Annotated in this window: 11 protein-coding genes; 5 read left to right on the plus strand and 6 right to left on the minus strand. The window is 54.9% G+C overall.

Annotated elements, in window-relative coordinates; translation table 11 throughout:
* Window positions 1-213: 213 nt before the first annotated feature.
* The 4 genes from ACR0MQ_RS17625 to ACR0MQ_RS17640 are packed head-to-tail and all read right to left on the minus strand — an operon-like array spanning window position 214 to window position 2,659.
* Window positions 214-1,260: an energy transducer TonB family protein gene (locus ACR0MQ_RS17625; protein ID WP_480609846.1), complete on the minus strand. Its 1,047-nt coding sequence runs from the start codon at window positions 1,258-1,260 to the stop codon at window positions 214-216.
* The gene (locus ACR0MQ_RS17630; protein ID WP_170408723.1) at window positions 1,257-1,634 is read right to left on the minus strand and encodes an ExbD/TolR family protein; all 378 of its coding nucleotides are present in this window, start codon (window positions 1,632-1,634) and stop codon (window positions 1,257-1,259) included. The genes ACR0MQ_RS17625 and ACR0MQ_RS17630 overlap by 4 nt, the downstream gene beginning before the upstream one ends.
* A 4-nt stretch (window positions 1,635-1,638) precedes the next feature.
* Window positions 1,639-1,965, minus strand: coding sequence for a biopolymer transporter ExbD (locus ACR0MQ_RS17635; protein WP_170775911.1), 327 nt, complete (start codon window positions 1,963-1,965; stop codon window positions 1,639-1,641).
* A 31-nt stretch (window positions 1,966-1,996) separates the two neighbouring features.
* On the minus strand, window positions 1,997-2,659 hold the full coding sequence (locus ACR0MQ_RS17640) for a MotA/TolQ/ExbB proton channel family protein (RefSeq protein ID WP_170775795.1): 663 nt from the start codon (window positions 2,657-2,659) through the stop codon (window positions 1,997-1,999).
* Window positions 2,660-3,360: 701 nt separating this feature from the next.
* Here ACR0MQ_RS17640 and ACR0MQ_RS17645 point away from each other — a divergent pair.
* A complete protein-coding gene (locus tag ACR0MQ_RS17645; RefSeq protein ID WP_170775797.1) occupies window positions 3,361-4,467 on the plus strand; it encodes a saccharopine dehydrogenase NADP-binding domain-containing protein in 1,107 nt (368 codons plus the stop codon).
* 18 nt (window positions 4,468-4,485) lie between these two features.
* Complete coding sequence (gene amaB, locus ACR0MQ_RS17650) at window positions 4,486-5,982, plus strand: L-piperidine-6-carboxylate dehydrogenase (protein ID WP_170775912.1); 1,497 nt, start codon at window positions 4,486-4,488, stop codon at window positions 5,980-5,982.
* A 55-nt stretch (window positions 5,983-6,037) separates the two neighbouring features.
* Here the strand turns inward: amaB and ACR0MQ_RS17655 are convergent, their stop codons facing one another.
* Window positions 6,038-7,615, minus strand: a complete 1,578-nt coding sequence (locus tag ACR0MQ_RS17655; protein WP_480609850.1) for a DUF5928 domain-containing protein — start codon at window positions 7,613-7,615, stop codon at window positions 6,038-6,040.
* 139 nt (window positions 7,616-7,754) lie between these two features.
* On the opposite strand from ACR0MQ_RS17655, the gene ACR0MQ_RS17660 reads away from it, so the two are divergent.
* Window positions 7,755-8,573 carry a sulfotransferase family protein gene (locus ACR0MQ_RS17660; protein ID WP_010438722.1) on the plus strand — a complete coding sequence of 273 codons (819 nt, stop codon included), beginning with the start codon at window positions 7,755-7,757 and terminating at the stop codon, window positions 8,571-8,573.
* 164 nt (window positions 8,574-8,737) lie between these two features.
* Here ACR0MQ_RS17660 and ilvD read toward each other — a convergent pair whose 3' ends face one another.
* Window positions 8,738-10,570 carry a dihydroxy-acid dehydratase gene (ilvD, locus tag ACR0MQ_RS17665; protein WP_480609855.1) on the minus strand — a complete coding sequence of 611 codons (1,833 nt, stop codon included), beginning with the start codon at window positions 10,568-10,570 and terminating at the stop codon, window positions 8,738-8,740.
* 104 nt (window positions 10,571-10,674) lie between these two features.
* Here ilvD and ACR0MQ_RS17670 point away from each other — a divergent pair, with 104 nt between their 5' ends.
* Together ACR0MQ_RS17670 and ACR0MQ_RS17675 are read left to right on the plus strand one after the other, a co-directional pair.
* Window positions 10,675-11,232, plus strand: coding sequence for an XRE family transcriptional regulator (locus ACR0MQ_RS17670; protein WP_170775913.1), 558 nt, complete (start codon window positions 10,675-10,677; stop codon window positions 11,230-11,232).
* 12 nt (window positions 11,233-11,244) lie between these two features.
* The gene (locus ACR0MQ_RS17675) at window positions 11,245-11,514 is read left to right on the plus strand and encodes a CBU_0592 family membrane protein (RefSeq protein WP_170473430.1); all 270 of its coding nucleotides are present in this window, start codon (window positions 11,245-11,247) and stop codon (window positions 11,512-11,514) included.
* The last annotated feature ends 78 nt before the right edge of the window (window positions 11,515-11,592 follow it).

Here is an 11,592-nt window from a genome sequence, read left to right on the forward strand (position 1 = left end):
TACAATTGATCACACGGTTCAATTGCTTGACCTCTTCACCTCGTCAGGCTCATAACCTGAAGGTCAGAGGTTCAAATCCTACTCCCAAAACCAAATTCCAAACAACCCGTTCAGACTATTTTTGATCACGCGGTTCAGTTGTTTAAAGCACTCCAAGCTATAAGTCTCGTGGGGTTAACGAATAGCTATGCAACTGAGCCGCTGTCTCTGATCTCAACTATTCTGGTAATAGAATGATAGCCTGCGGCTTGAACCGCTTGGTGGGCGAGGAAATGGGGCGGCGCGGATGACTTGATCTCTGGCGGCGCGCTCGATCTCGGGTGAGCCTGAGCTGTCGACGATGTCGACCCAAGCCAGTGATCCATCAGGATTAATTTCGAAGAATACCTGCGCAAATCCTCGGACTGGGACATAGACGACGGGTGTTTGATTTAGATGGACCAGAACCTGTCCGGCATAGTTTGTAGTATCGGAGTTTCCTGCGCCGCGGCCTGAGGATTGATTTCTGCCACTGCTGGTTCGGAACGGGTCAGCCCCTTCTTTTTGATACAGGCTTAAGGGCGACTCTACTGTCTGCGAAGGGTTGCGCAAATTGTCGAAGTTACTGAATCCATCGAGCGATTTTGGAGTATCCGTTGCGGGCCTTCTGTCCGGAAGGCGGGGACGCTTGGAGACAGATACAGCCTGATCGGAAGCCCCGGTTTGTTCTTCCGGCAGCTCTGTTGTTGGCTCATCGACGGAACTTGGGATTTCCGGTTCGACTGCCGCACTCTCCAGTGCAGGGACCGGAGCAGTTGGGGCGTCTGTGGGTGGTAGCGCTGCCAAGCGCTCGGGCGCCGGGGGTGTTGCGGTAGTCACAGCGTCTGCGGCTGGTTCGGCGCTGGACGGGGCGACCGGTTCGGTCGGCACCCCTTCCTGCAATTCTGATTGTGGGGCGACGGGCGCTCCGACATCGGGTGAAGATACCTGCTGAGGATCGGGGGAGGCGACGAGTGTTTCGCTGATCGGGATGTCGGCAGTATCGGGCCTAATAGTGTCTTCAACCGGAGGCTCGGGTGTTTCAGCAGATTCCGGTTGCACCGGGTCCGTTGTGTCTTCGGTGAATTCTTCGAATGTGTTGCCAAGCTCGATCAAGCTGACCGATTCCCCCTTGGATCGCAATTGTGGCAGACTGGGTCCGTAGAAACTGATCCCAAGGATGTGCAGGACAAGCGAAAGCGCACCCGCCAACGCAGCGACGGCTGCTGACTTCCGGATCATTTTAACGCCTGCTGGGTCACGAGGAACACAGACGGCGCGCCATACCGTCGAAGGGCACCGGTTACTTCCATCAACCGTTGGCCTGAAACATTGCGGTCGGGGACTATCCTGACTGGTCCGTCATCATGGCTGGACATGAAAGCCTCAGGGTCGGTTTGCACTCCGCGAAAGCTGAGGATGCCATCAGCGTTCAAGACAAGCGCATCGGGAGGGTCGCGGCCTTCCAGTTCCGATGTGTCGACAAGCTGAAGCTCGGGATCAAGCGGTGGTGCCAGGGTGCCTGCAATCAGAAAGAAGATCAGCATCAGAAAGACGACGTTGATCAGAGGGATGGTCGAGTCTCGTTTTCGGCTTGGGCGACCAAAGCGGATCATCGGTCTACTCCAACACCGTGACGGTCAAGCCATCGCGGCCACGCAAAATAACCAGCAAATCTACAAGTCGTTGGGCGGACGTATCCGCATCAAGGCTTACCAGAGCCTGACCGGCCCCAATCCGCGTAGACAGTTCATCCAGCGTCAGTGTTTCGCCATTCAAAGTCACCCGCTCGGTACCGATCTGGATGAAAATTCGCTCGACGGGCTCAGCCGATTCTGATGCGCCTGAGGTTGCGCTGCTGATTTCGATCTCCGCGAATTTTGAGAAGGTTGAAGACAACATGAAGAACAGCAACAGCAAGAAGATGACATCGATGAGCGGCGTCATCGACATCGGTCGTCTGACAAAGGGTGCCGTGTTACGCATGTTCAGCGTTCAGAATCTCGGTCGCGCCGGTGGCGGGCTGGTTCGAATGGTTTGGGACCAGAACCGTGCGTAGTGCTTTGTCCGCAAATACGCGTTCGCGCGCGGTTCGGCTTTCAAACCAGGACAAGACCATCGAGGTTGGCATCGCCACCGCAAGGCCAACAGCTGTGGTTACCAGGGCAACCCAGATGCCGCCTGCCAGCAATGAAGGATCGACAGAAGACCCGGCCGACTGAAGGCTTTGAAACGCATTGATCATTCCCAAAACTGTCCCGAACAGCCCGAGCAGAGGCGCAAGCTGGGCAACCGTGTCCAAAAGTCGAAACCCCCGTTCCAACCCGGCCAGTGCCAGCCCGGCTTCGGCATCCAACCGGGCGTCCAGATCTGGAGTGTCCGGCGCGTCCATTGCGGCTTCGACAAGCGGTGCAAGATAGCTGCTGCTCTGTGCGAGGCGTGTGCGTGCCTCGGGCCGATCCCCGGCATCCCAGGCTTGCAGCGCTTGTGACAGCACCTTGTGCCGTCCCACGCCACAGGCTGCGAACTGCCACAGCTTGTATATACTGACCGCCACCGTCAGCACCGACATGACAATAAGAATGGCTACTACGGGCCCACCAAGGGCCAGGATTTCCCGAAGAGAAGAGAGAATATTCATCCAAGTAACTCCACTTCAACTCGGCTGCTGAGCGTTAAGGTCGATTGACAGACGTCGCTCTGAGATCCGTTTATCACGCATGAACTCGCGCCATTGATCAATGCTCGCCCAACAGACGCGCAAGACATCCCTGGCAGGTCAAACTGACGGACACGCGGGCGATCCAAGGGTAAGTCTCGAAAATCAAAAAGTGAAAGGGTCACGACACTCCCTTCATTGTCGAATATCACCGTCTCGAATATTGCCTCATCGATGCTGGTTCCGGATTGGTTGGTCACCAGGAAGGTTAATCTACAGGCACCACTAACGTCTCCCAAGGCATTGAGCTCCAGAGAAATCTCAGCGGCAGGTGCCTCAGCGGATTGCGCCAGAGCTCCGCATGAGAGCAGGCATGCGAAACAGGTAAGCAGGACACGGAGAGATCTCATTGAAGGGCACCTATATGCTTGGGCGAACCGCGTTTGTCTGCGTTGTGTAGCCGACAATGGTCCTCTCATACCTGATAGCACTCTCACTTCAAAGGATCGCTGAAACGATTGTGAATTCGACAATATTTGAGGGCGAATTTGAAGATGTAGTCCAGCAAATTGACATAACATATGACGATATGACGGATATCTGCCTCATTTCGTCAAGACATGATCTGCATTCCGAACAATTCGCCCCTCATAATCGAAAGAAATACAGTATGGAGGCGCGTTTTGAGCTGGAATATTTGCGTAGTCGGGGCGGGGAAGATCGGTCAGATGATCGCGACCTTGTTGAAATCCTCGGCGCATTACTCGGTAACTGTTGCCGATCATGATCTCTCGGCATTGTCTATATTCAACAAGCGCGGGATTTCAACGCGGCAGATCGATGCCCGTGACAGTGCAAGCCTCGAACGGGGGCTCAGGGGGTTTGATGCTGTTATTTCGGCAGCTCCATTTTTCCTGACGCCAGCAATTGCCGGTGCAGCAAAAGCAGTCGGAGCCCATTACTTTGATCTGACAGAAGATGTTGAAGCGACCAATGCGGTACGCCAACTTTCGCAGAACAGTGACACAGCATTCATGCCGCAATGCGGATTGGCACCCGGATTTGTCGGTATCGCTGGCGCCGCGCTGGCTTCGGAATTCGATGAGTTGGAAAGCTTACATATGCGGGTTGGGGCACTGCCGCTGTTTCCGACCAATGCATTGAAATATAACCTGACGTGGTCCACTGACGGATTGATAAATGAGTATTGTAACCCTTGCGATGCCATTGTGAACGGCGAGCGGGTTAAGACAGCGCCACTCGAAGATTATGAACTGATCGGCCATGATGGTGTGGAGTATGAATGCTTCAACACGTCCGGTGGGCTGGGCACGCTGCCCGAAACGCTTGAAGGTAAAGCGCGGGCTGTGTCCTATCGGTCGATCCGATATCCGGGACATCGGGATATTCTTCGATTGTTGCTAAGTGATTTGGGATTAGAGCGTCGGCGCGATCTGTTGAAAGAGATCTTTGAAACCGCTCTGCCGCGCACCGATCAGGATGTAGTGCTGGTCTATTGCACTGCCAAGGGAATGATTGATGGTTCCCTGCGCGAGAAGTCCCTGATCAACAAATCCTTTGCCCGCACAATTGATGGGCAAATCTGGAGTGCGATTCAGATCACCACCGCAGCAGGTGTGCTGGGTGTCGTCGATCTGATGCGGACGGGTGCTTTGCCGTCCAAGGGTTTTGTCCGGCAGGAGCAGGTAAAGCTTGCCGATTTCCTGAACACAGAATTTGGTCGGCTCTATCGCGCCGGCGATGTCACCGAACAGAACAAGGCGGCCTGAGATATGAAAGATGTTGTAATGACTGCTGAAGCTACTCTTGCGAAACTGGACCTGACGGCGGCAGAGCTGACTGGTGGATCGCTGCGCGTGACTTCTCCAATTGATGGAAGTGTGCTGGCTGAAGTGCACGAAACGCCTCTGTCCGAGATGAACTGCATATTTGCGCGCTCGAAGGAAGCGTTCAAAGCATGGCGGGTTGTGCCTGCCCCGCGCCGCGGAGAACTGATCCGCCTTCTGGGCGAAGAGTTGCGTGCGGCCAAAGATGATCTGGGCGCGCTGGTCAGTTGGGAAGCTGGCAAGATCACCTCGGAAGGGCTGGGCGAAGTGCAGGAGATGATCGATATCTGCGACTTTGCCGTGGGCCTGTCACGTCAACTATATGGTCTGACCATTGCATCGGAACGACCCGGCCATCGGATGATGGAAACTTGGCATCCTGCAGGACCAGTGGGTGTGATCTCGGCCTTCAACTTCCCGGTTGCGGTCTGGTCATGGAATGCGGCGTTGGCGTTGGTGTGTGGCGATCCCGTGATCTGGAAGCCTTCGGAGAAAACACCTCTGACCGCGATGGCCTGTCAGAAAATCTTCGAGCGCGCATTGGCCCGCTTCGGGGATGCGCCTGACGGCCTGCTGCAGACCCTGATCGGAGGTGCCGCGCTGGGTGAAGCTCTGGTCGCGAGCGAGGATGTGCCGGTAATCTCGGCCACCGGCTCCACCCGGATGGGCCGTGCGGTTGCTCCGATCGTGGCGCAGCGCTTTGGTAAATGCATTCTGGAGCTCGGTGGCAACAATGCGATGATCGTCGGTCCCTCGGCCGATCTGGAAATGGCGGTCCGGGCGATCGTGTTTTCAGCTGTCGGGACGGCGGGTCAACGCTGCACCACGCTACGCCGTCTGATCGTGCACAACTCGATCCGTGAAGAGCTTGTTGCGCGCCTCAAGAAAGCTTACTCGGGCCTTCCAATTGGCGACCCGCTGGCGGAAGGGACATTGATAGGTCCGCTTGTCGATAAAGCCTCCGGCGACGCAATGACCGGAGCGCTTAGGAGGGCGGAAGCCGAGGGTGGAACGGTCTTTGGTGGCAAGCGAGTAACCGAGGGAATGCCTGGTGGCGTCTACATGGAACCCGCCATTGTTGAAATGCCCAGCCAGACAGCAACTGTGAAGACAGAAACCTTTGCTCCAATCCTGTATGTCATCGGTTATGATGATTTCGCCGAGGCGATCGAGATCCAAAACGATGTGCCCCAAGGCCTGTCATCCTGTGTTTTCACGTTGAACATGCGTGAGGCGGAACAGTTCCTGACCGCAGCTGGCTCGGATTGTGGCATTGCAAACGTCAATATCGGCCCGTCCGGTGCCGAGATCGGAGGCGCGTTTGGCGGTGAAAAGGAAACTGGTGGTGGGCGCGAAAGTGGTTCGGACGCCTGGAAAGCCTATATGCGCCGTCAGACCAACACGGTGAACTACTCAGCCGAGTTGCCGTTGGCGCAGGGTGTCAAATTCGACATCTGACTGGCGGGTCTCGATCATTAGCATATCCGGCGGAGTTTATGTACGCCGCCGGATATCAATCCGCGAAAAGGTAATCCAAATGCATAATCGATTTGGCCTGGGCCTCCGTTAGGTTCAGAAACTCGGCTATTGCCTCTTCGTTGACCAAGCGATCAGCAGTTTCGCGCAAATGAAACAAACCATTGTTTTTGGAGTAGCGGATCTGCTCAGATTCATAGGCAAGTGCGTTCCGCAACGTCGGAAGCAATCGCGCCATTGACTCGGCCGAGCTGTTCTGACCAGCCAACCCGACACGCAAGGCGTGACCAGCAAGGTATTCGTCGGAATAATCGCATTCGATTTCCAGAACACGCGTCTGGACTTGATCCCCACCAAAGTCCTGAATGACGTCTAAGTTCGCAGGATCAACGCATAAGATCAGTTTGTCGCCGTCGAAATGTTCGAACAGCAATTTCGCGACTGCGCGACGATGTCGGGAGCGTTTGGTCAATGTCGTCTCGATGCCACCTAGATCGGGAAGCGGAGTGTCTTGCTCATCGTATATGTATTCAATACAGGGAATGCTGGTTTCCGAGGCAATCTGGTCAACCAATCGTTTGGCAACGTGCCATTTTTTGCAGACAATCAAGTATATTTCGCGATCGGGTCCCAGGGTGTTTCCCGCTTCCCAGAACCGTTGTGTGTACCGTCGTCCGACGCGTCCACGGCTGGTCAAGAAATGATACAGTTTGCGCCCTTCCCCAGAAATACCAAACGCGACCCCTTCGCTGGCATATAACTGCCCTAACCGTTCCTTGAGCTCATGGGCTTCGGGGCTGATCTTGCGTGCGAAGAGGTAATCCTGACCCAGCAGCATGTCATAGTGATCGTTGTAGAAACTAACGGGCATGCCGTAATCGGAGAACATCAGAAATGTCAGCGTTCGGTTCTCGATCTCGTGCTTCGGTATCAGATGGCGAACGAGAGTTTGAAAGAATGTCTCATCCGGAATCCACGTTGTCTTGAAGAACCGAAGCACGTCCGGGCGTTGTTGCAGGAATTCGAGAATCATCTCGACAGTACGACGGCGAAGACACCACCATTGGCTGCCAATCATGATCTGAAGGTCTGACGGTATGTCGCGAGTGAGGCCAAACCGTTTTTGCATCTCGTAAGCGGTGTAGAAGAGGCGCGGTTGATTACGTTCGTTAAAGTAATGGCGATAGATCAGCCGGTCTTCTTTCATCCCGGTCTTGATCCAGTTGCTTGCGAAAAAATCGTGGCTCTCGATGAAATCCACATCGCGATCATCAAGGAAACCGTGCACATATTCAGCGGTCTTGATGGCCATGCAATCGCCAGACAGCATGTAGAAATGGGTGGCCCTGGGGAAGTGCTCTACAGCCGACTGAAGCGCATGCAGCGTAGCCTGTACCAGGGACCATTCACCCCATCCGCATTTAATGCGCTTCTTCGAAAAGGTGACATTAGGGTTGTCGCTTAGGGCTTCGCGGATTCGCGCATAATCTGTGTCGCTGGCACGGGCATCAAAATGGATCGCCATGCAATCACCGGCAGCCGTCAGCTGACCGGCCTGCGCGATGATCGCGTCCGGATCTTTGTGACATAACAAGATAAAGGCAATCTTTGCCATTCTATATTCGTATTTCCCCGTTTCTGCCGTTTGCAACCGTGATACTGAGGATGAGCGATTGAATAAACAGAATATTTTTGGTTCTTTGAGCCAATATGCCGGAGTATCAATACGATAACTGGCTAAGGAGGCACAGCAGATGGGTTTTCCCGGTACATGGATGACCGAAAGTCAGAGCATGGTCTATCGTGTCGTGCCAAAATGTGCTTGCTCGACCATTGGGCAGATCATGTATTTCTCTGATCATGGCCGGTTTTTTGATGGCGATATTCACGACGCCAATGATGGGATGCATAAGTGGGCTTTTAATGCCAGTCAGGACCCAATTGCGCGGAATGTTCAGTCACATGGGTCATACACTTTTACCTGTGTGCGCAATCCGTATACGCGCATCCTAAGTTCGTTCTTCGACAAGATTTGCGGTATTCAGCGGAACGGTAAACGCTATCGCGGAAATCTGGTGCCGACGTTGATTTACAACTACGGGATTGAGGTTGGCGGTGAGGATGGCAAAGGTGAGTTTGACCAAATCGCCAGTTTCCGCAGGTTTCTACTGTTTGCGCGCGATACGATCCGCTGGCGACGCCCGATGGATCCAGACATTCATTGGTCCGCCATGTCCGGTCATGTCTCAACGTTGATCGCTAATGGTGGCCGATATGATCGCATTTTCTGGACCGAGAAGTTCAATGATGGAATGCAGGATGTTCTGGATCACCTGGACACAGCGCATAGGGTGACTCTGTCCGAAATTCCACGCTTCAATGAATCTGAAGGCCATGGGCCAAAGCGTGCGCATCCGGTCGAGGACTATTTTGACGATCTGTCCATGCACTTGGTCTATGAAATCTACAAGCAGGATTTCGAGCTGTTCAAATACGATTTCGAGAATCCCGCGAACAAGATGCCAATCGGTGAAATCGATTTGGACGAGATTCACGCAAAACTGGGTGACTGAGCTAAATCAGAAGGCTCCCGCCCGTCGTCAACGTCTCTGACAAGACGTCTCCTCTGGTTGAGCCCGGCGCCGCGCATGGCGCGGTGCCGGGCCCAAGTCCGCAAGCGCTATCGGCGCAGCCGATGTTCCGCTACGGGCGCGGAAGCACTTCCGTTTGAACTAGGTCAAACCTGGCGTACTGCACCTTTTGCGGCACTGGTTGCCAGTTTTGCATAGGCTTTGAGGGCGGTTGATACCTTGCGTTTGCGTGGGTTGGCGGGGTGCCAGCCTTTTTCGTCCTGTTCCTCGCGCCGGGCCGCGAGCTCCTCGTCAGAGACTGCCAAATGAATTGTGCGGTTGGGGATGTCTATTTCGATCTTGTCGCCAGTATGTACCAGACCGATCTCGCCACCTTCAGCGGCTTCTGGTGAGACATGGCCGATCGACAGCCCCGAGGTTCCACCCGAGAAACGCCCATCGGTCAGCAAAGCACAGGCTTTACCCAGACCTTTGGATTTCAGGTACGAAGTCGGATACAGCATTTCTTGCATGCCCGGACCTCCGCGTGGACCTTCGTAACGGATAACCACCACGTCCCCCTCTTTGACCTTACCGGTCAGAATATCGTTCACTGCCTGATCCTGGCTTTCGCAAACATAAGCAGAGCCGGTGAATTTCAGGATATTCTCATCAACACCTGCCGTCTTAACGATGCAGCCGTCGCGCGCGATGTTCCCGAACAACACAGCCAGACCGCCATCCTGACTGAACGCGTGTTCTTTCGAGCGGATAACGCCGCCTTCACGGTCGGTATCAAGCTCTTTGAACCGGTTTGATTGGCTGAAGGCCTGCGTGGTGCGCACGCCTCCGGGCGCGGCCTTGAACAGATCCTGCGCCTTCGGGTTATTGGCGATCTTGATATCCCAGTTGGCAATCGCTTCACCCATCGTACCCGAATGCACCGTATGGCAGTGCTCGTGCAACAGACCCGCGCGGCTGAGTTCGCCGAGGATAGAGAAGATGCCACCGGCGCGGTGGACGTCTTCCAAATGCACATTTTCGATATTTGGCGCGACCTTGCACAGACAGGGCACTTGGCGGCTGAGCCGATCCATGTCGGACATGGTGAAGTGAACTTCACCCTCATGCGCGATGGCCAGCAGGTGCAGCACGGTATTGGTCGAGCCACCCATTGCGATGTCGAGGCTCATGGCATTTTCAAAGGCATCAAACGTCGCAATCTCGCGCGGCAAGAAGCCTTTTTCGTCCAAATCATAGTGTCGTTTGGTGATCTCGACGATCCGGCGACCAGCCTCGAGAAACAGCTCTTTGCGGTCCGCGTGCGTAGCAAGCGTCGAGCCGTTGCCCGGCAGGGCCAGCCCCAGCGCTTCGGCCAGACAGTTCATCGAGTTTGCGGTGAACATGCCCGAGCACGAACCGCAGGTCGGGCAGGCGTTCTCTTCGATATGCTGGACCTGTTCGTCAGTGAACTTGTCGTCAGCAGCAGCGACCATCGCATCCACAAGGTCGATCTTCTTGGCGTCTAGGTCGGCGATGTCGATTTTGCCGGCTTCCATCGGACCACCAGAGACGAAGATTGCCGGGATGTTCAGACGCATGGCAGCCATCAGCATTCCGGGTGTGATCTTGTCGCAGTTCGAGATGCAGACCATCGCATCCGCGCAATGGGCGTTAACCATGTATTCTACCGAATCTGCGATCACCTCGCGCGAGGGCAGGGAATACAGCATCCCGTCATGTCCCATGGCGATCCCGTCATCCACCGCGATGGTGTTGAACTCTTTAGCGACGCCTCCTGCGGCCTCAACCTCGCGCGCGACCATCTGGCCCAAATCTTTCAGGTGCACGTGGCCAGGTACAAATTGAGTGAACGAGTTGACGATCGCTATGATTGGCTTGCCAAAATCGTCGTCGCCCATTCCGGTGGCGCGCCATAGGCCACGGGCGCCGGCCATGTTGCGGCCATGGGTGGAGGTTCTGGATCGGTACATTGGCATGATGCTGTTTCCCTATTGCCCAAGCTGCGATATTGGGTGTGTACGTTATAGCGCACGTATCATATGTACGTTATAACGCACAAGGCAAATCGCAAGGCTTGGATATGGAATCAGACGAGTTAACGCTGAAACTAAGGGATGTTCGCGCTGCATCGGGGTTAAGCCTGTCTAAAGTGGCCGAACTGACCGGGGTTAGTAAAGCCATGTTGGGTCAGATCGAGCGCGGCGAATCAAGCCCGACCATCGCGACCTTGTGGAAGATCGCGAAGGGCTTCCAATTGCCGCTGAGTGCTTTGATCGGCACCGCCGCAATGCGCGACACGGCAGATACCGATGTGTTCAGTACCGTAACATTTCCGGGAAGTATCGAGGTCAAGATTGTCTTTCCCTTTGATCCGGCATTGGGAGCCGAGACATTTCATGTTGAGCTGTCCCCGAACCAAAGCCATGAGTCACCAGCCCACGCGGCGGGGGTGACCGAAGAGGTCTTTGTGCTCAGCGGAGTATTGGAAATTCTGCGCGAGGACACATGGATTCCGCTGCAAGCTGGGCAGGGATTGCGCTTCGCTGCTGATTTGCCGCATGGATACCGCGCTGGTGATCAGGGGGCGGCGTTCCTGAACATGCACCACTACTCCCAATTGGTCGAAAATCTAGAGTAGGATCGAACCACCGTGACTGCATTCTTTGACAGCCTGACATTCGTCGATGCGATCGGCTCCTTCGGGGCATTGATCGTGGTTGTAGCTTATTTTGCCACCCAGATGCGCATGATGAATTCAGACGATCTGGGCTTTCCGGTGGTGAACCTGATCGGTTCGGTTCTGATCGTGTTTTCGCTGATGCAGAACTTCAATCTGGCATCGATGCTGATCGAAGGCTTCTGGATCATCATCAGCGTGATCGGGATCATTCAGCACTTTCGCCTGCGCCGGGCGGGTTAAATCCAATGCTACCGAAGCGCTAGCGCTATCCAGCCTTGAACCCGCATCGCGCCGAGTATAGGGAAAACCCAAGCTCGC

It is taken from the genome of Ruegeria sp. AN6, assembly GCF_056540425.1.